A 23,705-nucleotide genomic window follows, 5' to 3' on the forward strand; every position below is an offset into this window, starting at 1 on the left:
CCGTTCGCACCACCACCGGCGCCCGGGCCGCATTCCGTCCGGCACACCACGGAGAGCGATCAATCGTGGGAGGCCAGGCGCTTATGCTCACCGTATGGAGCAGAGCGAAGTCCTCAAGCGAGTGATCGGCATCCTCACGGAGGCGGGCGAGATACAGCGCCATGCCGAGGAGGACGCGGACGGCGTCGACCCTGAGGCGGGCGGGAACATGGTCACGACCCTTCTCAACGAGACGATGCCGCACATCGCCATCCCCTCCGACGCCACCGTCGAGGAGATGGCGGCCCTGGTGGGGCGCGAGGTCGGTGGAGCCGTCGAACAACTGGTGGGGGCCTTCACGCTCGCCTTCATCGCGCTGGCACAGATCCACGACTCGGGGCAGGGGGACGTCACCTCCGCCGATGTGCTGCAGGATCTGGCGCTGCGGGCCGAGGAGCTGAGTTCCGGGGAGGAGGGCCCCGAGGGGCCCCTCTAGGCACGGGCGGGACCCGGGGAAGGGCGGTTCGCGGCGGCGGGCGAGGAAGGGACCGGGTTACGGGGCATTCACTGTCCACGGCTCGAAGCGCACCCGCCCCGCGCCGCTCCACCCGTCACCGCTCGGCACCCTCGGTGGCGGCACACACCCCGCTTCGCACGAGTCCGAGGCGGCTCTCGCCACACACCGCACGCCGGTGCGCGCCCGGCTGGAGTACCGGTGGGGCGGGACCTCCCGTCGACACCGGTTCACGCCGACGGGGTGGCACGCCCTCCGAGCGGACGCGGGCCGGATGCGGAGGCGGGCCCGTCGGCGCGGTCCCCGTCCGGCTGCGGCGTGCGGTGGAGCCGCACCCGGCAGCGTCCGGATCAGTGCGCGGCCGGGGTCTGCTGCGGCAGGGGCGACGTGCTGCCGCAGCAGACCGGTCGGTTCACGCCGGGTCACCGGACCCGGCGCGGTCCTCGGTCAGGCCGTGTGGAGGGTCAGCCCGTAGCGGTTGAGGATCTCGTTGATGGGCTGGTGCCAGGTCTCACCACCGCCGCTGCAGTTGCCCCAGCCGCCCGACGTGACGCCCTGTGCTTGGTCGCCGCTGATGAACGAGCCGCCGGAGTCGCCCGGTTGGGCGCACACGCTGGTCTTGGTCATCTGGTGGACGGCGCCCTGGCTGTAGTTCACGGTCTCGTTCTTGGCGAGGACGTTGCCGCAGTGCCAGTGGGTCGTGGAGCCCGAGCGGCAGATCGAGGCGCCGATCGGAGCCTCGTTCGAGCCGCGGACCAACTGGTCGGACACGGTGCCCCAGCCCAGGACCACGGGTACGGTCCACCAGCCGCTGCCCACGTTCACCCAGGCGTAGTCGTTGCCGGGGAAGGACGATCCCTGGAAGTGGCCGATGGCCGAGCCGTCCCAGCCCCTCACGGCTCCGCCCGCCTGACCGCAGTGTCCGGCCGTGACGAAGCCGCCGTGCACCGAGAAGCCTATGGAGCAACGGACGTTGCCGGTGTAGTAGGGGTCCCCGCCCACCGTGCCCGCCGCGAACGTCCGCGGCTGCTCGGCGGTCTGCTTCACCGTGACGGGGCCGGCCTCGCGCGCCTTGGCCAGAAACGTGCGGACATCGTTGTCACCCCGCTCGGAGGCGACGACGTTCACCACGACACTGTTCGCCCGGGGATCGACGTGCCAGCTGCTGACGCCGGCGGGTGCGGAGAGCGTGTCCAGCCGGCTCTTGACCGCGTCGAGCTCGCGAGCCGTGTGGTCGACCACCCGGACCTGAGCGCCGGTGGCGCGGACGGCAGCGGCCTTGGCGTCGTCCGTGACGGCGACCGTCAGCCGGCTGCTGCTCGCGTCGAACCAGGATCCGCCGAAGCTCGCCCCGGCCGCGCTCCTGGCCTTCCCTTGCAGGGCCGTTGCCGCCTTCTCCGCGGAGAGCCGCTTCTCCGCCTGGCTCTTCGTCAGCCCGAGGTCGCGCTGCATGGCCGTGATGATCCCTGCCGAGGCCTGGGGCCCGGCGGACACCCGGGTATCCGCCGCCGAGGCCTGGGTCAGGCCGGCGGTCGCCCAGGTGCCGATGATGAGCAGTGCGGAGAGTCCGGTCCGCACCATCGTCGTGTGTCTCAAGGGAGTGCCCCTTCTGTTGTTCCAGCATCGTGGGGGTGGAACAGGAAGCATCCGAGAGCAGTCTGAGAGCGCTCTCAGAAGTGCGCTACGGACTGTAGTCCAGTTCGACGGTCAGGTCCATGCCAATGACGGCGCGCCTGCGCGTGGGGCTGCCCCGGAGGCCCCGGTGCGCCGGTTCGCCGGTTTCTCGGCGGTCAAGGAGTGAGCAGCGGCAGCCCGGCGGCTCGCCACGGCGCTCTGAAGGCGTCCCAACTGCTGTGCCCGGCCCCGGGGGAGGTGTCCCAGATGCGTACGGGGCCCGCGGCACCGGAGGTGAGCCGTGGCCAGCCCGGGTCGCCCGTGGCGGCGAAGGCCGCCCATGCGCTCGCCATGCGCCCTGCCAGGTCGAGGTCGGCGGCGTGCGGCGGCCCTCCGATGAGGAAGTGCACCCTCTCGTCCTCCACGGTGCCGAAGGCGAAGGGGATGTCCGCGCAGTGCCAGGCCCTGACCGGCTTCCCCTGTCCGTCGCGCCGGCGCACGAAACGGGCCAGGTGGGCCCTGCCTCCTGACGCCGCGTACGACTCGGCCAGTCTGCTGCTGTACTCGCCGAACAGCATGTCTCCGTACACAGCCAGGTAGCGCTCGTGTACGGAGGCCCCGGGCATCAGCAGGTGGTAGGCATGGAGCAAGGAGTCCGGCAGCCGGTGATCGGTGGCGAACACACCGAACTGCTGTTCCGTGGAGACCCTGGCGCAGCTGCCCACGGCGTCGAGGAGCCAGTACTCCTCACTGGTGTGGCAGACCATCAGGTCCACTTCGCCGGCGGTTCCCGAGGCACACGCCGTGAGGGGGTCGACGGGCAGCGAGGCGACGCCCGCCACCGGCCCGTAGATCGCCGGGTCGTAGTGGCGCCGTCCGGACGAGGGGTCGCGCCGGTAGCGTGCCACGACCCGGTCCGAGGCGGCGACGAGGGTTCCGGGGGAGGCCGAGAGCAGCCCCTCGTGCGTGGCGGGCACACCGGCCTCGGCGGCCACCTCTGCCGTGGTGCGGGCCGCGGACTCCGGGGTGGCGCAGGCGTTCACGGCACTGTGGGCGACGGCGCGGCGGAAGAGTCCGCGCGCCCCCTCCATCGCCATCAGGCAGGCGACCGAGGTCGCTCCCGAGGACTGCCCCGCGACGGTCACGCGGTCCGGGTCCCCGCCGAACGCGGCGATGTTGTCCCTCACCCACCGCAGGGCGGCGATCTGGTCGAGCAGCCCCCTGTTGTCCGGACAGGGTTCCGCGCCGGAGGCAGGCGGGACGCGGCCGAAGCCCTCGAATCCCAGACGGTAGTTGAGGGTGACGACCACGAGGCCGTGACCGGCCAGGACCGTCCCGTCGAAGTCCGGCTGGGCGGAGGAACCGAAGACGAACGCACCGCCGTGGATCCAGACGAGCACGGGGAGCGTGCCGCCGCTGTCGGCCGGGGTCCAGACGTTGAGGCTGAGGACGTCCTCGTCACCCGGTGCCCAGACGGGCGCTCCGGGCAGCTCGGCCGACTGCGGGGCGACGGGCCCGAACGCCGCACAGTCCCTGATCCCCTCCCAGCGGGCGGCGGGGCGGGGGCCGCGGAACCTGGCGGCGCCGAAGGGCGGGGCGGCATAGGGGATCCCGCGTAGCACGACGACTCCCGGATCACGGACCGCCCGCCGTCCGGTCACCGCTCCGGTCGTCGTCCTGAACGTCTGCATCCGTGCTCCCCCGTACCGCGCCCGCATGGCCAGGCATCAGCTTCACATCGGACCGGGTCGCTCCGCCAACACCTGTACGGCCCCGATTGACGCATCCCTGGTGTGGATCGGGCTGACGTCGCCGGCCTGTCGGCCCCGCGAGCGCGAGGCTGGAGGCGCTCCGCCCGACCGGTCGCACAGGGCGGTCGAGGACACCGGGGATCTCCGTCGGCATCTCACCGGCGGCTTCAGCGCGGACGGGGCCACTGTCACCGGTGGGAGGTCCGGTTCGACGGCGGCGGGTCGGAACGCGTTTCGCGCCGGCCCTACCGCGGAACGGGCCGGCTCCGGACCGTCCGGATGCCGGCGAGCTCCCGGACGGTGGCCATGTCGCTGAAGGGAAGGAGCGCGTCACCGACGATCTGGTGCGGCTCGCTGCCCTTGCCTGCGATCAGGACGACGTCGCCCGGACCGGCTGCCGACAGGGCGAACGCGATGGCGCGGCGGCGGTCGGTGATGCGCCGGTAGGGGGTGCCGGTCTCCTCGATGCCCGCGACCACCTGGTCCAGGATCGCCTCGGGGTCCTCGTTGCGCGGGTTGTCCGAGGTGAGGACGCAGAGGTCGGAGTGCTGTCCGGCAATGGTCCCCATCTCGGCGCGTTTGGTGGTGTCCCTGTCACCGCCGCAACCGAAGACGGTGATGACCTGGGAACGGGCGAACCCGCGGATGGTACTCAGTACCTTGTTCAACGAGTCCGGGGAGTGGGCGTAGTCCACGATCACCGAGGTGCCGCCGGCGGTCGTGACGCGCTCGAACCGCCCCGGGATCTGCGGCATGCGTTCGAGCGCGGAGACGAGCCCGGCGAGGCCGTGGCCGAGGATGTGGCAGGCCGCCACCGTGGCCAGCGCGTTGGACACGGAGAACCTGCCGGGCGCGGGGATCGCGGCCGGGTACTTGCGGCCGTCGTGATGCAGGGTGAAACGGGTGCCCGAGGCGTCGACGACCAGATCGGTGGCCCTGTAGTCGGCATCCGTGTCGAGGGCGTACGTGGTCACCGCACCGGGCATCATCGCGGCGATGCGAGCCCCCACCGGGTCGTCCGCGTTGACCACGGCGTGACCGCACAGCCCCTGGAAGAGCCGGAGTTTGGCGTCCCGGTAGTTGTCCATGGTCCCGTGGTCGTCCAAGTGGTCCTGGCTGAGATTGGTGAAGACCCCCACGTCGACGAAGGTGCGGTCGATCCGGTGCGTCAGCAGTCCCATGGACGTGGCCTCCAGCACCACGGTGTCCACGCCCCGGTCGCGCATGCATCCCAGCAGGTACTGCAGGTCGGGTGATTCCGGTGTGGTCAGGACCGACCGTGGCATCGGGATCAGCTCGTCGCCGATACGGCTCCCGGCCGTGCCGATGACTCCCGCCCGCGCGCCCTCCGAGATCCGCAGCACTGACTCGACCATGTAGGAGACGGACGTCTTGCCGTTGGTCCCGGTGATCGCCACCATGTTCATCCGGCGGCCGGGCTCACCGTAGTAGCGTGACGCGACGACGGCGGCCACCGCCCGGGTGTCCGGCACCCGGACGACGCAGATGTCCTCCACGGCCACGGGCAGCACGAAGCCGTCCTCCACGACGACCGCCGCCGCGCCCCGGGCCAGGGCGGGGGCGACCGCGTCCGGGCCGCCTTCCAGGTGTCCGGGCACGGCGATGAAAAGCGATCCCGGCGTCACGCGGTCCGCGTCGAAGGCCGTCCCCGCCGTGATGTGCGTCTTCTCCGGGTCGCCCTGGAGGACGTGGTGGGTCTGTCCGGCCAGCAGCTCGCTCAGCTTCAAGGTGGTCCCTTCGAGGGGGCTCCGGCCGTGGTGCGGCCGTCGCCGGAACGCGGCGACGGCGGTGTGCCGAAGCTGCGGTGGTGAAGTGGAGCGCGTGCGACGCGAGGGGCGCGTCGTGTCCGGTGGGCGCGCCCGTGGGGCGGGGAGGCGGGGTGCGGCGCCGTGCCGGTGGCGGTGGCCGCCGAAGGCCGCTAGCCGTGCCCGTGCAGGGCGCTGCGGCAGCTCGCGGGCACACCGGGGGCAGCCTGGTGCAGGCACTTCCCTCTGACGCCGGTACGACCCATGGGCCGAGTGTACGTCCGGAGGGGTGGCCCGGATTCCGTTTCAGGGACGTACCGCTGTTCCCCGCCCCTTCGACGCGTCGAGCAGCGCGGCCGTGAAGGGGTGCCGGGGTGCTGTGAGGACCTGTTCCCTCGGCCCCTCCTCGACCACCGCTCCGCCGTCCAGCACGGCCACGCGCGTGGCCGGTGCCGCGGTGTCGAGGTCGTGCGTGATCAGGACCACGCTCGGACCGGCCGGCCGGCGCATCAGTACGGCGAGCAGGTCCAGCAGGGAGCGCCTGGCCAGGGGGTCGAGCCCTGAGGTGATCTCGTCGCAGATGAGCACCCGGGGCCGTGCGAGGAGCGCTCTGGCGAGTGCCGCCCGCTGGAGTTCGCCGCCGGACAGCCGGCCGGGGGGTCTGCGTACGAGGCTCTCGTCCAGCCCGAGTCCGGTCAGCACCTTCCGGGCCTCCGCCGCCGCCTCCCGGCGTGAGGTGCCGTGCAGGCGGACAGCGGTCCGGGCCACCTGGTCCAGCACCGGCCGGTGTTCGTCGAAGGCCGCCCTCGCGTCCTGGAACACGTACTGCACGGCGGCGAGCTGCTCGCGGCTGCGGTCCCGCAGGCTGCGCGGCAGGACTGACCCGTCGAGCCGGATCTGTCCGGTGTGGTCGCGGTGGAGGCCGGCGAGGCAGCGGGCGAGGGTCGTCTTCCCGCTGCCCGAGCGTCCGACCACGGCGAGGCACTCGCCGCTGCGGAGGGTGAGCCGGTCCACGCCGAGGACGGGGACGCGTCCGCCGCCGGCCCGGTGGTGGGCGGTGAGTCCGAGGACCGTCAGCAGCTCCGTACCGGTGCGCTCCGGGTCCGCGTACGGCAGCGTCCTCGGCCCGCCGAGAAGCTCCTTGGTCCACGGGTGTGCGGGGGCGTCCAGGACCCGGTGGGCCGGGCCCTGCTCGACCACACGGCCACCGCGCATCACCAGTACCTCGTCGGCCAGTTCGCGGACGACGTCGAGGTCATGACTGAGCAGCAGCACGGCGATGCCTCCGGCCGCCACCGCTGCGAACTGTTCGACGACGCGGCGCTTCGTCAGCGCGTCCTGTCCGGTCGTGGGTTCGTCCGCGACGATGACGCGGCAGCCGAGGAGAAGGGCCTGCGCCAGGACGACGCGCTGCTGCTGGCCGCCGGACAACTGGTGCGGATAGCGGCTCAGCACCTCGTGCGAACCGGCGAGCTGTGCGGCGGCGAGCGCCTCGGTGACGCGCTGCCGTGCCGTGTCGCGACGCCTCGGCCGGGGAAGGTCCCGTACCTGTTGTCGCGCGATGTCACGCAGGAGGGACCCTGCGCGGCGGGCGGGGTTGAGGACGGCGGCGGGATGCTGGGGGACATAGCCGATCCGGGCGCCGTGGACGGCCACCTCGCCGGCCACCCGGGCGCCCGCGGGGTATTCACCGAGCAGGGCGAGGCCGGTGGTGGTCTTGCCGCTGCCGGACGCGCCGACCAGGGCGGTGACGGTGCCGGGCCGGAGCCGGAGCGACACCCCGTCGACGAGTGTCCGGCCCTCGACCTCGACGGTCAGCCCGGAGACGGCGGCGACCACGTCCTGGGTGGGGGGTTTCATGGGTGACGGCCCTTCCGGGGGGTGCGGTTCTGCATGGCGGCGTCCACGAGCAGGTTGCTGCCCATGGTCAGTGCGACGATGAGCACGGCGGGCACGACGACCGCCCAGGGCTGGATGAGCAGGCCGGTGCGGTTGCGGTCCACCATCACGGCCCAGTCGGCGGCGTCCGGCGCGACGCCGATGCCCAGGAACGCCGCGGTGGCCACCAGGTAGAGGGCTCCGGTCAGCCGGATCCCCGCGTCGGCGGCGAGCGTGCGCAGGATGGACCGCCCGACGTATCCGACGGCGAGGCGCCACCAGCTCTCCCCCTGCATGCGCAGCGCCTCCACGGCGGGCCGGGACGCCGCCTCCGCCGCGGCGGCGCGCACGATCCGGGCGGTGTCCGGGACGGAGACGAAGGCCACGAGCAGCGCGAGCCCCACCGCTCCTGGCGGGAAGGCTGCGGCGACCAGCAGGAGCATGAGCAGTGAGGGGACGGCGAGCAGGACGTCCAGGGGACGCATCAGTACTTCCTCCAGCCATCTCCGGTGGGTGAGCGCGCTGATCAGCCCGAGCGGCAGGGCGACGAGGTACGCCAGCGCCGTGGCCGCCAGTGCGACGAGGACGACCGGCCGTCCGCCGAGCAGTACCTGGTGCACGACGTCCCGGCCGACGAAGTCGGTGCCCAGCCAGTGGCCGTCCCCCGGCGTGAAGGAGGCACCGCGGGCCGGGGGCTCCCCCACGAGGAACGGTCCGGCGAGAGCGAGGCCGAGCGGGATCGCCGCGACGGCCGCCCCGGGCCCGTATCCGCGGAGCCGTGTCACGCGGCCACCCCCGAGCGTGGCGCGAGCCGGTGGGTGACGAGGTCCGCGCCGAGGTTGAGGACGACGGTGGCGAGGCCGAAGACCACCGCGAGTCCCTGCACGACGGGGACGTCGCGGTCGGCCACGGCGTTCATGAGGACGGTGCCGAGTCCGGGGATCACGTAGAGGGCCTCCACGACGATGACGCCGCACAGCAGCCAGTCGATGGTGCGGGCGAGTTGCTGGGTGGCGGGAGCGAGTGCGTTGGGCAGGGCGTGCCCGTACCGGATGCGGGCACCGGGGAGTCCGCACCTCTCGGCGTGGACGGTGTACGGGGCGGCGAGTGCCTCGATCATGCCGGCCCTGACCAGCCGGGCCAGCGAGCAGACAGGCCGCGCGAGCAGCACGAGCACGGGCAGGACGAGTACGGCGGGATGCGCGAGGAGGCCGGTTCCGTAGCCGACGGCGGTCGGCGGGAACCAGCCGAGCCTCAGGGCGAAGACGGTCACCAGCAGGACTCCGAGCGCGAATTCGGGAACGGCGTAGACGCCGAGGGTGGCGGAACTGATCAGCCGGTCGGTGAACCGCCCTTCGTGCCGGGCCGCGAGGACGCCGAGGCCCACGCCGGCCGGGACCAGGAGCAGGACCGTGAGCGTCGCGAGCACAAGGGTGGGCCCGAATCCGTCCAGGAGGAATCCGGCCACGGGCCGTCCGGAGACGAGCGAGGTGCCGAAGTCGCCGTGCAGCAGCCCCGTGACCCAGTCGGCGAGTCGCTCGTGGACGGGCCGGTCGAGCCCCATCGCCTCACGGACGGCCGCGATGCGCCGGGGGTCGGGCTGGTCCCCGGCGAAGGCCACTGCGGCGTCACCCGGCAGCGCCTCGGTGAGCGCGAAGACGAGCAGTACGACGGCCGCGGTCTGCAAGACGCCGAGGACCACGCGCCGGGCGATCCAGGAACGGAGTCCGCTCACGCGAGCCAGACCTTGTCGAAGCGTGCCCAGTCCAGGGTGTTGGCGGGTGCTTCACGGGTGACACCGCGCAGGGACCGCGCGGTGCCGAGGATCCAGTCGCCGAAGCCCCAGACAAGGAAGCCGCCTTCGGCGTGCAACTGCCGCTGCATGCGCCCGTACAGGGCGGCCCGCGCCGTCCGGTCCTTGGTGGACTGGGCCTGCTGGTACAGCGCGTCGAACTTCTCGTCCTGCCACTTGGTGGCGTTGGTGGTGGAGTCGCTGAGCAGGCGCTGGGAGATGTGGGACTCGATGGGCATGGCTCCGGAGCGGTAGCAGCACAGGGTTCCCGAGTCGAGGATGTCCTTCCAGTAGGAGTCCTTGCTGCCCATGCGCACGTCGATGCGGACTCCGGCGCGTGCCGCCTGGTCCCGGAGGATTCCGGCGGCCTCGGTGAAACCGGCCGCGACGGCGGAGGTGTCGAGTGTGACCCTGAGGTCTTCCGCGCCCGCCTGCCGGAGGAGACGGCGGGCCCGGCCGATGTCCTGCTCACGCTGCGGGAGTTCGTCGGCGTAGTACTCGTATCCCTTGCCGAAGAGGTCGTTGCCCTTCTCACCCGCGCCTGACAGGGCTCCGTCCACGAGTTCCTGGCGGTCGGCGATGAGGAAGAAGGCCTCGCGGACCCTGGGGTCGTCGAAGGGCGGGCGGTCGGTCTTCATGGCGAACGCCTGCATCGCACTGTTGCGCAGCCGGACGATCTCGATGGCACCCGCCTTCTCGTGGGCGCGGCCGGTGGCGGGGTTGAGCTCGTGCGCGTACTCGACCTGGCCTCCGAGGAGGGCGTTGATCCGGGCGGACTCCTCGTTGGCGACGATGAACTCGAGCTCGTCCAGGTGCGGGGCCCCGTCCCAGTGGGTGTCGTTGCGCCGCAGGACGGTGGAGCGCCCCGGAGTGAAGGAGACGAACCGGAAGGGGCCGGAGCCGATCGGCTCGCGGTCGAACGCGGTGGCACCGTCCTGGACGATGTAGGCGCCGAAGGCGGCCATCACGTTGGGGAACTCGGCCGTGGGGCGCTTGAGTACGAACTCGACGGTGCGCTCCCCCCGCGCACGGCTCGCCTTCAGGTCGATGGGTTCCAGGGAGGCGCGGGCGCGGTACGCCTGCTCGGGGTCGGCGATGCGGCGGTAGCTGTACAGGACGTCGGCTGCGGTCACCGGCTTCCCGTCGTGGAACTCCGCCTGCCTCAGGGTGACCGTCCAGCGGTCGAGGCCGGCGCTGGGTTCCCACGTCTCGGCCAGGCGTGGCACCGCGGACAGGTCGGCGCCGTAGTCGGCGAGCTTGTCGAAGACCGCCTTGCTCCGGGCGGCGTCGGCGAAGAGGTTCCCCAGGTGTGGGTCGAGGGTTTCGCTCGCGCCTCCTCCGGCGAACGCGGCGCGCAGCCGGCCGCCGCGCCGGGGGGTGCCGTCCCCCTTGCCGGCGGGGGCCTCGGTGCCGGCGGATCCGGAGCAGCCGGCGAGCGCGAGCGCCCCGAGGCCGGCCGCTCCCCCGGCCGCGGCGAGGAATCCGCGCCTGCGCAGGCCGGGGAAGCGATCGTGCCTGTCGGCTGTTGCGGTCATGGCTGTTCTCCTGTTGCTGGGGGTGATGAGTGGCCTGTGGTCGGCTCGGCCGGTCCGGGTGCCTGCTCCCCGGCGGATCGCCCGGTCACGTGGCGTTGTCTCCGTGCGGTCGTCCTGGCGACGAGGTGGAGCCGGTCGCCGTCGGCGGCGGTACCCGGCCTGGCACCCGGGTGCCAGGCGGGTTCGGTGCGTGGCCCGGGTCCGTCGTGGAGGGCGAGGACGTCGAAGCCGTGGACGGTGAGGAAGTGGCGCAGTTCCTGGGGCAGGAGCAGCCGCCACGCGGAGTGCTCCTCGACGGGCGGGGTGCCGTCGTCGGCAGTCCAGCGACGGGACCGCCGCAGGAGCTGGGCGGCCCGGTCGATGTGCAGTGCGGTGGTCGAGCGGTACGTCGTCCCCCGCCAGGTGAACCGGGAGACGGCGGGAGCGGCGGCAGGCTCGTCCCGGCCGAGGAAGTACGCGCCGTTGCGCATCTCCGCGACCAGCAGTCCGCCGGGGACCAGTGCCCGTCGGCACGACGTCAGGAATCCGTCGATCTGCTCGTTCGTGTGGCAGTAGAGCAGTGAACTGTCCAGGCAGACCACGGCGTCGAACGCGTGCTGACCGAAATCGAACCGGCTGAGATCGGCCTGGGCGTACACCGGGCCCGGGTGGTGGGTGCGCGCGTGGGCGAGCATGGTGCGGGAGAGGTCGGCGGCCGTGACACGCCGTCCGGCGCTGTGGAGGAAGGCGGCGTCCCTGCCGGTTCCGCAGCCGAGGTCGAGGACGGCCGGCCCCGCGCGGTACCGCCCCAGGAGGTCCTCCGCCCAGCGCCCGGCGAGGCGGTCGGGGTCGGGGAACCTGGCTTCGTACAGGTCCGGGCGGTCGGTGAGGAGGTTCCCCGTGCGGCGCTTCACGCCGTCACCGTCGCGGGGGCGGGATGTGTCCTGGGCAGGGTGCCGTTGCGGTGCAGCCAGGCCACGCCGGCTGCCGAGGCCAGCCCGGCCACCAGGCAGCAGGCCCAGGGGAGCAGGGCCGCCCCGCTGTCGTCCCCGGCCCGCAGGGCGGCGTCCATCGCGAGGCCGACCGCGGCGTTGCCGACGGCCGCCGCGATGCCGGAGACCGCGTAGAAGACACCGAAGTACGTACCCGTCAGGGCCTGCCTCCCGAATCCCGGGATCAGCTCCATGACGAAGGGCTGCGCGATCATGACCCCGAGGTGCAGCAGGAGGGCCCCGGTCAGCACGGGCAGGGCGCGCAGGACGGCGTCCGGAAAACCGTCCGGGGGCGTGCCGGTGCTCGCGAGGAGCATCGGCGGTACGAAGGCGAGCCCCATCAGCAGGAGTCCGGTGGCGATCCAGCGGCCCCTGCTCCCCCGGCCCTTCAGCGCTCGGGTGATCCGCAGCTGGAAGGCGATTCCCGCGAGTGTCCCCACGAGGAGGACGAGTCCGGCGGAGCCGTCCCAGCCGGTGGCCTGCCGGGCCCCGGCGGGCAGGAGCAGATAGAGCTGGTTCTCCAGGGTGAACATGCCGGTCATGGCCAGGGCGAACGCGAGGAAGGCCCGGTTGCCGGCGGCTTCGCGCCAGTCGGCGGTGACGCGGGCCGTGGCGGGTGGCACGTCCCGGGCGGGAAGCACCAGGGCCTGGGCGACGGTGAGCAGGGCGAAGATGCCCGCGGCGGTGAGCGCGGAGGCCCGGAAGTCGACGAGCAGCAGGGCACCGCCCAGGAGTGGGCCGATCAGGGCCCCGGTCGTCGCGAAGACGTTGAACAGGGCGAACGCCTCCGCCCTGCGCTCCCCCGCCTCCTGGGCGAGATAGGTGCGGACGGCGGGGTTGAAGAGGGCACCGGCCACTCCGCTGAGTACGGAGGCGGCGAGCAGCACGGGCAGTCCGTCGCCGAGCGCGAAGAGGGCGAAGCCCACCGTCCGTATCGCGCAGCCGGCGATGATGACGCCTCGGGCGCCGAGCCGGTCGGCGGCGGAGCCGCCTATGAGGAACAGGCCCTGCTGACTCAGGTTGCGTACGCCGAGGACGATTCCGACGACGGCCGCCGACATGCCCAGGTCGTCGCCGAGGTGGGTGGCGAGGTAGGGGATGAGGAGGTAGAAGCCGGTGTTGACGCCGAGTTGGTTGACGAGGAGCAGGCGGATGGCGATCGGGAATCCGCGTATCTCGTGCCAGGTCCTCATGAGGCGGCGCTCCCGGCCCGGGGTTCGGTCCGGGGGCGTACGCCGAGCCCCGGCCGCTCGCCGGCCTCGACGAAGCCGTCCGGGCCGCCTATCCCGGTCCACGGGTCGTGGGCGAGCAGGAGATGCCCGTCGAGGTCGGTCCAGCGGGCACGGTCGGCGATGTGGACCGCCGGGGCGATCCCGAGGGTGCTGGCGGTCAGGCAGCCGAGCATCAGGTCCGTGCCACTGCCCTCGATCAGGGCGGCTATGCGCAGGGCGGCGTGGACGCCGCCGCACTTGGCGAGTTTGACGTTGATCCCGTGGACGCGCCCGGCGAGCCGCCGCGCGTCCTCGTAGGTGACCGCGTCCTCGTCGGCGATGACGGGAACGGGTGAGCCGGCGGCGAGCCGTGCGAGAGCCTCCGGGTCACCGGGGGCGATCGGTTGTTCCACCGCCTCGACGCCGAGGGCGGCGAACCGGGGAAGGAGCTCGCGTGCCTGGCCCGGCGACCAGGCCCCGTTGGGGTCGAGGAGGAGCCGGGCCTCCGGTGCCGCGGCGCGGACCGCCCGCACCCGGTCCAGATCGGCCTCCTGGTCCGCGTCACCCGCCTTGATCTTGATGACGGAGAACCCGGCCCCGGCCAGTCCGCGGGCCTGCGCGGCCGCCTGCCCCGGGGAGATGAGCGAGATCGTGCGGGCGGTCGCCGCCCTCGGCGCCACCGACGACCCGAGGAAACGGTGAACGGCGGTGGCGGTGCGCTTGCCGACCAGGTCGAGGAGCGCCGCCTCCGCGGCGGCGGTCACGGCGGCCGGGGCCCCGGTGGCGGTGAGTTCACCGCCGCGCAGGGCGTGCAGCGCGGTGTCCGGTCCGGCGAAGCGGGTGAGCCACTCACCGGTCCGGGCGGCGAGGCGCTGGAGTGCGGGCGTGTCGAGGCCGTAGAAGAGGCTGGTGACGGCCTCTCCATGGCCGCTGAGTCCCTCGTGGTGGATGGTGAAGCGCACGGCGTCGCGTGCGGTCATGGTCGATCGCGAGATGCGCAACGGCTCGGCGAGGACGAGCCGCACGGTGTGCTGGGTGAGTTTCACGGCTTCCTCCGCATGCGCTCAGCCAGCGGATCGGTGACGGTGGTGCACCTGGCCCATCCCGCGGTGCTCGCGGCGCGTGGGTGGGGGACGTCGACCGGGCATCCGGCCGCGAGGCCGGTGTCCAGGTGGTGGGTCGTCATGAAGTCGTCGTCGTAGACGGTGCCGAGGTATCGGTGCGGTCCGTCGGGGAAGACGGTGGCGACGGCCGCCCCGGGGTGGGTGCGGGCCGCCCAGGCGGCGACACGCGCGACGGCCCCGGTGCTCCAGCCGCCGCTGACGAAGTTGCCGCGGGCGAGACGCCGGCAGGCGTCGGCGGCCTCCGCCGGGCCGATCCAGTGGACCTCGTCGAAGGCGTCGTAGGCGACGTTGCGGGGGTGGATGCTGCTGCCGAGGCCGCGCATCAGCCGGGGCGCGGCGGCCTGTCCGAAGATCGTGGATCCCGCTGAGTCGACGGCGACGAGACGCAGGTCCGGCCAGTGCCTGCGCAGCGGACCCGCGATCCCGGCGCTGTGGCCTCCGGTGCCGACGCTGCACACGAGGATGTCGAGGTGGTCGAGCTGGGTGGCGAGTTCCGCCGCGAGGGAGGCGTAACCCGCCGTGTTGTCGGGGTTGTTGTACTGGTCGGGCCAGTAGGCGCCGGGCAGCAGCGCGAGCAGGTCGTGCAGCCTCTCCAGGCGGGCGCCCTGCCAGCCGCCACACTCGGCGGGGCGGTCCACGAGTTCGAGGCGCGCCCCGTAGGAGCGGAGCAGTCGGCGCATGGAGGGCTCCAGTTCGCTGTCGCCGACGAGCACGACGGGGTGCCCGAGTGCCTGGCCCGCGAACGCGAGTCCTATGCCGAGCGTTCCGGAGGTCGACTCGACGACCGGTGCGCCGGGCAGGAGTTCGCCGCGTTCTTCGGCGCCCAGGAGCATGGAGACGGCTGCCCGCGCCTTCATTCCGCCGACGGCGTGCCCTTCGAGCTTGGCCCAGAAGCCGGGGTGGGGCAGGGGCAGCGCGGTGGTGATCCTGGCCAGCGGAGTGCGGCCGAGGAGGGCCAGCAGCTCGCGGTTGGGGGCGAGGGCGGGCAGGGATGCGGTGGTCAAGAGGTGCCTCCGTCGTCCGCGCGGTAGCGGTGGATGGTGCCGGGTCCGCCGTCGAGCCAGAAGAAGGGGTACGGCTCCGCGCACACCGCGGCCACTCCGGCGTGCAGGAAGCGGGGAAGGACGGCGCTTCCCGTCTGGGCGAACATGACGAGTGGTTTCGAGTGCTCCTGGGCGCTCCGGCGCAGCGGGTCGAAGGTTCCGTTCCCGAGCGTCATGCCGGAGGCCAGCACCGCGTCGCAGCGTCCGATCTCGCCGAGGGCGTCCGTCCTGATGGACTCCCCCCATTCGGTGGTCCCGCCCTTCAGGTCGCACGGAATCCCTCTGAGCCCACGCGAACGCAGTGCTTGGAGGAGCGAGTTGACGACGCCGACGACCAGGACGGTGCTGCCGGGCGGCAGGTCCAGCAGGTCGGCCACCGCGGCGGCCCGTGCCTGCGAACGTTCCAGTGAGCTCCCTGCGGGGATGGTCACCTGCCGCGCGCCGTGGGACGGGGTGTGGGGCGTGAGGTGCATCAGGTAGGCGTCCAGGGCCGCGACCCTGACGGGCAGGAGCGGGTGGGTGAGCAGCGCGGCGACGTCCGCGCCGGCGCAGTCCTCGACGGTTCCGGCGGGGAGTGCGCCCGGTTCGACCGCGCACGAGCCGACAGCACGGTCGAGGCGGAGGCTGAGGACCTCGTTGCGGTAGCCGCCGCCCCGCCCGTCGTGCCGTACGGCCTGGGACGTCGTGAAGGCGACGGCGATACGGCGGGTGTGGGGGGCCGGTCCCAGGTCGCCGCGCAGTGCCTGGCCGAGGAGGGAGTCGAAGCAGGACACGGGGGTGCGCGAGGCCGTCGTCATGAGCGCACCAGCAGCGGGCGCACTCCCGCGAGCAGGGTCTCGACGCGTCGCCGGGCACCGAGCCCGGTGGGGTCGCCCGCCATGATGTGGCCCAGGTACGCGTTGTTGCTGTCCGCCGCCTCGACCGTGCGGCCCGCTTCGGCGAGCTGGACCTCCAGGACACCGTCGGCTTCGCGCACACGGTCGGCGCCCTCCACCGACGCGAGCGTGCCCGCCTCGTCGGGGACGAGGAACGCGACGGCCGCACTGTGCAGTCCGGTGTCGCGGGGCAGGAGTTCGGGCTCCCGGCCCAGGGCGACGTCGACGCAGGCGGCGGCGAGGTCGATCCCTGTGACGTGGCGGACCAGCTCGGTGATGCGGTTGCCCGCCGGCCGGGGGTTGACCTCCACGACCCGGGGACCGCCGGCGGTCAGTTTGATCTCGGTGTGCGCCACGACGTCGTCCAGCCCCAGTGCCGCACCGGCGCGGAGGGCGGTGCCGGTCGCGGCGGTCAGGTCTGCCGCGGAGAGGTCCGCCGGGAACATGTGACCGGTCTCGACGAAGGCCGGGGCCCCGCCGACGCTCTTGTCCGTCACCCCGACGACGTGCGCGACGCCGCGGCAGGTCACCGTCTCGACGCTCACCTCGGGGCCGTCGAGGTACTCCTCCAGCAGGATGTGGGGCGTGCGCCGCTGCCCCCTGGCGTTGCGCGGGAAGGCGGCGAGTGCCCGGCAGGCCACGGCCAGCTGGCTCGCGTCGTCGACCCGGCGCACGAGCATGCCCGCGCAGAGGTCGACCGGCTTGACCACCAGCGGATAACCGATGTCCTCGGCTGCGAGGGCTGCCTCCACCCCGTCGGCGCACACGGCGAAGCGAGGGCCGGGGACCCCTGCGGCGGCCAGCACGCGGCGGGTGGCGTCCTTGCGGCAGGCGTTCTCCACGGATGCGGCCGAGGGGCCGGGCAGACCCAGCAGCGCGGCGATTCTCGCGGCGGTCGGCAGATAGTAGTCACAGGACGTGACCACCCCGTCGAAGTGCAGAGCCTGATGCAGCCGCTCGACCTGGGGAAGCAGCGTGCCGACGTCGTTGGTGGGCGCCGTGACGATGTTACGGGCGGTGAGCAGCGGGTGCCCGGCCCCCTCCGGAGCCGCTCGGATGTAGTGGTGCAGGTCGCGGGTGAGGAAGGTGAAGTGGTGCCCCCTCTCCTCCAGTGCCCGCGGCAGCAGCCTGCTCATCGATCCCACCCAGCTCTCGACCACCAACAGATGAGCCACGATCTCCCCCTTCTCACAGTGCTGTTCGGGATGCGGGCAGGCAGAGATCACCCGTACGGGGCTTCCCGCCCGACCGCACACACGCTATCGATAATCGTTTTCATTGTCATCTAAAACGGCGTCACCACGGCACCGGAAACCGTCTTCCGTTGCGTCCCTCGCCGGACCGGAGTGGAATGACAAGCAGGGGCCCGGAGGAAGGGGTACGCCATGAGTGACAGCGACCGGGGGGACGACGTCTACCAGCCGCAGGAGCCTGAGGCGTCCGACCCCGCTGACCTGCTGGATCTGGAGGACACCTTGGACGTGTCCCGGGTCGACGACCTCCTCGACGAGGGCTACTCCCCGCCGGACCGGCCCTGGGCGGTCGACGACGAAGGCACCACCGCGTCCGAGCAGCACACGGGCGAGTCCCTCGAGAGCCGCCTGACCCGGGAGATTCCCGAGTCCGCCGGCCCTGAGAGCGACGGACTCGCGGATCTGGCGGACGGCGACGGGGAGCTCTACGGCACGGAGAGCGCGACGGACCGCGCGGGCCGGCTCACGCAGGAGGGCGACGGCCACGTGCCCGCCACGCTCACGGCCCAGGATGTCGGCGTCGACGGTGCGGCGGCGTCCGCCGAGGAAGCGGCGATGCACCTGATCCCGGAGGAACGGGACCTGTTCGCGGAGGGACAGGCGTCCTGAAGGCGGTGCCGTCGAGCACACGTCCTTCGCCGGCCCTCCTTCCCGCCAGAGGGCCGTCCGCGTACGCCTGAGCGGGGAGCACTGTGCGTGCGGCCTGTCCGGCCGGCCCGGACGCGCTGCGTGCGTGCGGACCCGGCGCCCGGGCCCTGAGGCACGCCCGTGGTGCGAGGCGTGACAGACAGGCCGAAAGAAGCCGCTGTGCCACCCGCGCCCCGGAAAACGCTTGGACGCCGGCCCTCGGGTGACGGAAGACTTCCTCCCCCGGACCGCTCGCCACGGAACGCGTCGAACGCTCGGCCGGGTGCGGTGCCGCGCCTCGCCGGGCGGTGGACCCACCCCGGCGGGGAGTCCGGAGCCACTGCCCGCGAAACGACATGAGGTCGGCATGGGATCGCAGCAGTCTCACAGCACCGGACCGGGCAAGGGCCCGGTCCGGCTCGCACTCCGGCACTACCTGCGGGAGTTGTCCCGCCAGCGCGCACTTTCCGTTCCGGCACTCACACTTCCGGCCCTCGGCAACATCGGGATCACCTACGTCGCCCCGCTGGTCGTCGCCAAACTCGTCGGCAGGATCTCCGAGGACGGCGCCATCGGCATCCGCGAGGCCCTCCCCTACGTCGGCGTGTTCGCCGGGGTGCTGCTCCTGGCGGAGGTGATGTGGCGGCTCGGACTGCACTGCCTCAACCGCGTCGACGCCCGTGGCATCGAGCACCTCTACGTCACCGGCATGGACGAGTTGTTCGCCAAGGACGCCGCGTTCTTCCAGGACAACTTCGCCGGGTCGCTGACCAAACGTGTGCTGAGCTACGCCTCCCGCTTCGAGGAGTTCATCGACACCCTGACCTTCAGCATCGTCGGCAGCCTGGGCCCCCTCCTGTTCGGCACGGTGATCCTGTGGACCTACGACCCCCTGCTGGTGGTCGGCCTCCTGACGATGATCACGCTGACCGCGCTGTGCGCCGCACCGCTCATCCGGCGCCGCCAGAAGCTGGTCGACCGGCGCGAGGAGGCGATCGCCCGGGTGTCGGGCCACGTCTCGGACGCACTGATGAACATGGACACCGTGCGCGCGTTCGCGGCCGAGGAGCGCGAGGCCGCCGAGCACCGGGCACGGGTCGCGGAATCCCGGCGGCTGACCCTGCGCTCGTGGGACTACGGCAATCTCCGCATCGACACCCTCGTCGCGCCGCTCTCCGTGCTCACCAACGGGCTGGGCCTGCTCCTCGCTGTGGGCATCGGTGCCGGGGGCGGCAGCGTGGAGGCGATCGTGGTCGCCTTCACGTACTACACCGGCTCGACCCGCATCATGTTCGAGTTCAACCAGATCTACCGTCGCCTCGAAAGCTCCATGACCGAGGCCGCCCAGTTCACCGAACTGCTCCTCGTCCCGCCGACGGTGCTGGACCCCGCGACACCCGAGCCGCTTCGGCCCCAGGGCGCCGACGTCCGGTTCGAGCACGTCACCTTCGCCCACGACGGGGGTGATCCGATCTTCGAGGGACTCGACCTGGATGTGCCGAGCGGGGCGCGCATCGGTCTCGTGGGACGGTCCGGGGGCGGCAAGACCACGCTCACCCGGCTGCTGCTCAGGATGGCCGACGTCCAGGGTGGCCGCGTGCTGATCGGTGGTCAGGACATCAGCCGGTTACGCCAGTCCGATCTCCGGAGCCTGATCGCCTACGTCCCGCAGGAACCGGCCATGTTCCACCGCACCCTGCGCGAGAACATGCTCTTCGCCCGGCCGGACGCCACCGAGGCCGAGATCCGCGCCGCCGCCGACGCGGCACACGTCACCGAGTTCGCCGACCAGCTCCCGGCGGGCTTCGACACGATGGTCGGCGAACGCGGCGTCAAGCTCTCCGGCGGGCAGCGTCAGCGGGTCGCCCTCGCCCGGGCGATCCTGCGCGACGCGCCGATCCTGCTGCTGGACGAGGCGACGAGCGCGCTGGACTCCGAGAGCGAGACCCTCGTGCAGCAGGCCCTCTGGCAGCTCATGGAGGGCCGGACCGCGCTGGTCGTCGCGCACCGCCTGAGCACGGTCGCGGCGATGGACCACCTCATCGTGCTCGACCACGGCCGCATCGTCGAGCAGGGCACCCACCACGAGCTCCTGCACACCGACGGCGCCTACGCCAAGCTCTGGCACCACCAGTCCGGCGGCTTCCTCGTCGACACCGCGACGGGTGAACCCGCCGGTAGGGCTGATCAGCCACGGTGACGCCCGTGGTCCCCGGCGGGATACGCGTCGGGGACCTCGGCAGGACACCACCGCACACCGACGTCACGGCGGAGAAGCGTCAGTGTGCCTCACGTAGCCCGAGAACGTATGCCGCGGTGAGCGCGACGGCACGGTCTTCGTCACGTGCGAGGCCGGCGAGGGAACGTGACGCCGTGTCCCCCGGGATGTCCGCGAGCGCCTCCGTCAGCCGTCGGCGTGCGGACGGGGCGGCTGTGGGGTGGTCCAGGCGTTCGACGAGCCCGGCGGCGATCTCTTCCGCCAGGGCGGGACGGCTCGCCAGCCCGCTCAGCGCATCGGCCGCATCGGCGCCACCGGTGTCCTCGACGACCATCTCGATGAGCACCGGCACCGCGTCGGCCACTCCGCGGGCCCCGAGCGCCAGAGCCGCGTACCGGCGGACCACGGCGTCCGGATGGGTGAGGGCGTCCCGCAGCAAGGCGGTCGCCTCGCCGTCCGGGATCTCGGCGAGGCACTGGACGGCGCGCTTGCGCACCTCGGCCGCCGGTGACCCGAGACCCTCCGCCAGCAGGGCCGCACCACCGTCCCCCGAGTGCGCCAGAGCCCATCGAAGGGCTCCGGCGACGTGCGGGTCCTTCTCGCTCAGCACCGCCTCCACCAGCGCCTCCACCGGCACCGGAACCTCCTCGACCGAGGACAGGGCCGCGCGCTGGCGCCGGCCGGCGCTCTGCGAGCCCAACGCCTGGAGGAGTGAGGTCGTCCGGAGGACCTCCTCCCAGTCGGCGGGCTCGGCGGCACCGATCCGACGGAGCCTCGTGAGCAGCTCGGTCTCACTCGCGATCTGCTCACACGTCCGGCGGATGAGGTCGTCGACGAGCTCCGAGGGCGTGAAGTCCGGCTCGTCGAGCGCACGCCCGACCTCGCGCAACGACAGCCCCAGCGACCTCAGGCTCTCGATGTGGAAGATCCGCCGGATGTCCTCACCGGAGTACTGGCGATACCCGGCGCCGGTACGGCCCGTCGGGCGCACCAGCCCGAGCGAGTCGTAGTGCCTGAGCATGCGGGCGCTGACCCCGGACCGTCGTGCCACGTCGCCGATGAACACCGCTGTCATCCCTCCACCCAGGCCGTGCCGAGAGCCACGACGCGCTTCGCCTCCTCGACCGCGCAGTCGAATCCGGCGTCCGGGTCGTGCACCATCCTCTCCGTGGCGATGGCGTGCGCGCGGACGTGGGGGTCGAGGTCCGTCTTCGCCACGTGCAGAGCCGGCAGAGCCGCCTCACCGAGCGCGATGAACGCCCGGCTGAGGCTCAACCGGGTGTCTCGGCCGCCCCGTCCGAACTCCGCCGACAATACTGCGGCCAACTCGTGTTCCTCGCCCACCGGCACGAGCACGACCGCCGCCCTCCAAGCAGTCCGGGCCACCTCGTCGTCGGCGTCGGACAGCAGCGCCCGCGTGATCGCGGGCCACGCCCGCTTGTCCCCGATCTTGGACAGCGTGTGCAACGCCTGGCTCCGGGCCTGCGCACACGGTGAGCGGACCTCCTCGACCAGCTCCGGGACCGTCACCGACTCCGGGTGGCGGGTGAGCGCCCATGTGAGCATCTCGCGCACATGGAAGTCCGGTTCGACGGCACACCGTTCGACGAGTGTGCCGACCAACCGCACGTCAGGGGCGGTACCCACCGCCAGTGCCGCGCGCAGCCGCACCGACGAGCGGCTGTCCTCCAGGCCCCGCGAAACGCGCAGCACGTCCGTATTCCGTTCCGGCACGGTCATCATGGCCACCTCCTGCGCCCCAGTGAAGGGGTTGTCACGGTGTCAAGGTCAAGTCGGCCTTCTCCCCCGGACAGCGTCCGCGCTCGCGGCCTGGAAGGTCTCGTCACCCGTGTCGCGCGCCCCGCCCCACCGACGGGCCGTACAGCCGTACGGGGACCATCCGGGGAACCTTGGCGGACACCATGACAGCCTTCCGGTCCACGATCCTCTGCGCCTCGTAGGCTCGGCAGCGCGTTCCCCATGGCGGTCGGCGGACTGCCGAGGACCACGAAACCGGAAGCGGGCAGAGCCACGATGAGCAGAACAGCGCAGATCGGTGTCACAGGACTTGCCGTCATGGGGCGCAACCTGGCCCGCAACTTCGCACGCAACGGGTACACCGTCGCCCTGCACAACCGCACCGCCGCTCGCACCCACGAACTCGTCGAGCAGTTCGGTGAGGAGGGCGATTTCATCGCGACCGAGAGTGCCGAGTCCTTCGTGGCGGCCCTGGAGAGACCACGACGCCTGGTCGTCATGGTGAAGGCCGGAGAGGCCACGGACGCGGTGATCGCGGAGTTCACGCCCCTCCTGGACCGCGGCGACGTGATCATCGACGGAGGCAACGCGCACTTCGCGGACACACGCCGCCGGGAGCGCGAGTTGCGCGAGCAGGGCATCCACTTCGTGGGTACCGGGATCTCCGGCGGCGAGGAGGGCGCGCTCGACGGACCGAGCATCATGCCGGGCGGCAGCAAGGAGTCCTACGACTCACTCGGGCCGATGCTGGAGAAGATCTCCGCCAAGGCCGAGGACGGCGCCCCGTGCGTCACGCACATCGGTCCTGACGGCGCCGGACACTTCGTGAAGATGACTCACAACGGCATCGAGTACGCGGACATGCAGCTCATCGGCGAGGCGTACCAGCTGCTCCGCGACGTGGCCGGATACTCCCCCGCGCAGATCGCGGACGTCTTCCGCACCTGGAACACCGGGCGTCTGGACTCCTACCTCATCGAGATCACCGCGGAAGTGCTCTCGCACGTCGACGCGGCGACCGGTGAGCCGTTCGTGGACGTCGTGCTCGACCAGGCGGAGCAGAAGGGCACAGGCCGCTGGACCGTGCAGATCGCCCTCGATCTGGGCGTCCCCGTCTCCGGCATCGCCGAGGCGGTCTTCGCCCGCTCCGTGTCCGGTCACGCCGCACTCCGTGACGCCTCACGCCATCTCGCCGGGCCGGCCGCCCGCGCACTCGGCGAGGACGAGGCGGCGGCATTCGCCGACCAGGTCGAGCAGGCCCTGTACGCCTCGAAGATCGTCGCCTACACGCAGGGCTTCCACGAGATCGCAGCCGGCAGCGAGCAGTACGACTGGGACATCGACCTCGGCGAGGTCGCCTCGATCTGGCGCGGCGGCTGCATCATCCGGGCCGCGTTCCTCGACAGGATCACCGACGCCTACGAAGCCCAGCCCCGGATGCCGAGCCTCCTCTCCGACAAGGGCTTCGCCGAGGAGATCGCCGCCGCACAGGACGACTGGCGCACCGTGATCGCGACCGCCGTCGCCCAGGGGGTTCCCACCCCCGCCTTCGCCGCCACCCTCGCCTACTACGACTCCCTGCGCGCCGAACGGCTCCCCGCCGCTCTCACCCAGGGCCAGCGCGACTACTTCGGTGCCCACACCTACCACCGCACCGACCGCGACGGCACCTTCCACACCCTCTGGGGCGGCGACAAGACCGAGACCGAAAGCTGACCGACCACCCGCGAAAGCCGACGCCGGAGCGGAATAACCTCCGAGGCGATCGGGAGGTTGAAGAGACCAGAGGAGATGGA

General features: G+C 72.2%; 19 protein-coding genes. 4 read left to right on the forward strand and 15 right to left on the reverse strand.

Features of this window, described 5'->3' with window-relative positions; all coding sequences use genetic code 11:
• Window positions 1-94 precede the first annotated feature (94 nt).
• Window positions 95-475 carry a hypothetical protein gene (locus ACHFIV_RS14715; RefSeq protein WP_398967994.1) on the forward strand — a complete coding sequence of 127 codons (381 nt, stop codon included), beginning with the start codon at window positions 95-97 and terminating at the stop codon, window positions 473-475.
• A gap of 465 nt (window positions 476-940) precedes the next feature.
• On the opposite strand, the gene ACHFIV_RS14720 is transcribed toward ACHFIV_RS14715, so the two are convergent.
• The 13 genes from ACHFIV_RS14720 to ACHFIV_RS14780 all read right to left on the reverse strand — a co-directional run bounded on the left by ACHFIV_RS14720 (window position 941) and on the right by ACHFIV_RS14780 (window position 17,228).
• A complete protein-coding gene (locus tag ACHFIV_RS14720) occupies window positions 941-2,074 on the reverse strand; it encodes a S1 family peptidase (protein WP_398968238.1) in 1,134 nt (377 codons plus the stop codon).
• Window positions 2,075-2,283: 209 nt separating this feature from the next.
• Window positions 2,284-3,798 carry a carboxylesterase/lipase family protein gene (locus ACHFIV_RS14725; RefSeq protein ID WP_398967996.1) on the reverse strand — a complete coding sequence of 505 codons (1,515 nt, stop codon included), beginning with the start codon at window positions 3,796-3,798 and terminating at the stop codon, window positions 2,284-2,286.
• Between the two features lie 305 nt (window positions 3,799-4,103).
• Complete coding sequence (locus ACHFIV_RS14730) at window positions 4,104-5,606, reverse strand: UDP-N-acetylmuramoyl-L-alanyl-D-glutamate--2,6-diaminopimelate ligase (protein WP_398967998.1); 1,503 nt, start codon at window positions 5,604-5,606, stop codon at window positions 4,104-4,106.
• Between the two features lie 324 nt (window positions 5,607-5,930).
• The gene (locus ACHFIV_RS14735; RefSeq protein ID WP_398968001.1) at window positions 5,931-7,484 is read right to left on the reverse strand and encodes an ABC transporter ATP-binding protein; all 1,554 of its coding nucleotides are present in this window, start codon (window positions 7,482-7,484) and stop codon (window positions 5,931-5,933) included.
• A complete protein-coding gene (locus ACHFIV_RS14740; protein ID WP_398968004.1) occupies window positions 7,481-8,287 on the reverse strand; it encodes an ABC transporter permease in 807 nt (268 codons plus the stop codon). Before ACHFIV_RS14740 ends, ACHFIV_RS14735 begins: the two co-directional genes overlap by 4 nt.
• On the reverse strand, window positions 8,284-9,237 hold the full coding sequence (locus tag ACHFIV_RS14745) for an ABC transporter permease (RefSeq protein WP_398968007.1): 954 nt from the start codon (window positions 9,235-9,237) through the stop codon (window positions 8,284-8,286). Before ACHFIV_RS14745 ends, ACHFIV_RS14740 begins: the two co-directional genes overlap by 4 nt.
• Complete coding sequence (locus ACHFIV_RS14750; RefSeq protein ID WP_398968010.1) at window positions 9,234-10,829, reverse strand: ABC transporter substrate-binding protein; 1,596 nt, start codon at window positions 10,827-10,829, stop codon at window positions 9,234-9,236. The genes ACHFIV_RS14745 and ACHFIV_RS14750 overlap by 4 nt, the downstream gene beginning before the upstream one ends.
• Window positions 10,826-11,722, reverse strand: coding sequence for a class I SAM-dependent DNA methyltransferase (locus ACHFIV_RS14755; RefSeq protein ID WP_398968013.1), 897 nt, complete (start codon window positions 11,720-11,722; stop codon window positions 10,826-10,828). The genes ACHFIV_RS14750 and ACHFIV_RS14755 overlap by 4 nt, the downstream gene beginning before the upstream one ends.
• A complete protein-coding gene (locus ACHFIV_RS14760; protein ID WP_398968016.1) occupies window positions 11,719-12,993 on the reverse strand; it encodes an MFS transporter in 1,275 nt (424 codons plus the stop codon). Before ACHFIV_RS14760 ends, ACHFIV_RS14755 begins: the two co-directional genes overlap by 4 nt.
• The gene (locus ACHFIV_RS14765; RefSeq protein WP_398968018.1) at window positions 12,990-14,057 is read right to left on the reverse strand and encodes a dipeptide epimerase; all 1,068 of its coding nucleotides are present in this window, start codon (window positions 14,055-14,057) and stop codon (window positions 12,990-12,992) included. The genes ACHFIV_RS14760 and ACHFIV_RS14765 overlap by 4 nt, the downstream gene beginning before the upstream one ends.
• On the reverse strand, window positions 14,054-15,139 hold the full coding sequence (locus ACHFIV_RS14770) for a PLP-dependent cysteine synthase family protein (protein WP_398968021.1): 1,086 nt from the start codon (window positions 15,137-15,139) through the stop codon (window positions 14,054-14,056). The genes ACHFIV_RS14765 and ACHFIV_RS14770 overlap by 4 nt, the downstream gene beginning before the upstream one ends.
• Window positions 15,136-15,975, reverse strand: coding sequence for a Rossmann-like domain-containing protein (locus ACHFIV_RS14775; protein WP_398968024.1), 840 nt, complete (start codon window positions 15,973-15,975; stop codon window positions 15,136-15,138). The genes ACHFIV_RS14770 and ACHFIV_RS14775 overlap by 4 nt, the downstream gene beginning before the upstream one ends.
• A complete protein-coding gene (locus ACHFIV_RS14780) occupies window positions 15,972-17,228 on the reverse strand; it encodes an ATP-grasp domain-containing protein (RefSeq protein ID WP_398968026.1) in 1,257 nt (418 codons plus the stop codon). Before ACHFIV_RS14780 ends, ACHFIV_RS14775 begins: the two co-directional genes overlap by 4 nt.
• Before the next feature lie 210 nt (window positions 17,229-17,438).
• Here ACHFIV_RS14780 and ACHFIV_RS14785 point away from each other — a divergent pair, with 210 nt between their 5' ends.
• A complete protein-coding gene (locus ACHFIV_RS14785; protein ID WP_398968028.1) occupies window positions 17,439-17,915 on the forward strand; it encodes a DUF5709 domain-containing protein in 477 nt (158 codons plus the stop codon).
• Window positions 17,916-18,300: 385 nt separating this feature from the next.
• Window positions 18,301-20,133, forward strand: coding sequence for an ABC transporter ATP-binding protein (locus ACHFIV_RS14790; protein WP_398968030.1), 1,833 nt, complete (start codon window positions 18,301-18,303; stop codon window positions 20,131-20,133).
• Window positions 20,134-20,212: 79 nt separating this feature from the next.
• On the opposite strand, the gene ACHFIV_RS14795 is transcribed toward ACHFIV_RS14790, so the two are convergent.
• On the reverse strand, window positions 20,213-21,217 hold the full coding sequence (locus ACHFIV_RS14795; RefSeq protein WP_398968241.1) for a HEAT repeat domain-containing protein: 1,005 nt from the start codon (window positions 21,215-21,217) through the stop codon (window positions 20,213-20,215).
• Window positions 21,218-21,222: 5 nt separating this feature from the next.
• A complete protein-coding gene (locus tag ACHFIV_RS14800) occupies window positions 21,223-21,891 on the reverse strand; it encodes a HEAT repeat domain-containing protein (RefSeq protein WP_398968244.1) in 669 nt (222 codons plus the stop codon).
• A gap of 294 nt (window positions 21,892-22,185) precedes the next feature.
• Here ACHFIV_RS14800 and gndA point away from each other — a divergent pair, with 294 nt between their 5' ends.
• Complete coding sequence (gene gndA / locus ACHFIV_RS14805; protein ID WP_398968033.1) at window positions 22,186-23,625, forward strand: NADP-dependent phosphogluconate dehydrogenase; 1,440 nt, start codon at window positions 22,186-22,188, stop codon at window positions 23,623-23,625.
• Window positions 23,626-23,705: the final 80 nt, after the last annotated feature.

The sequence above is a fragment of the Streptomyces sp. ALB3 genome (genome assembly GCF_044385685.1).
Taxonomy (GTDB): Bacteria; Actinomycetota; Actinomycetes; order Streptomycetales; family Streptomycetaceae; genus Streptomyces.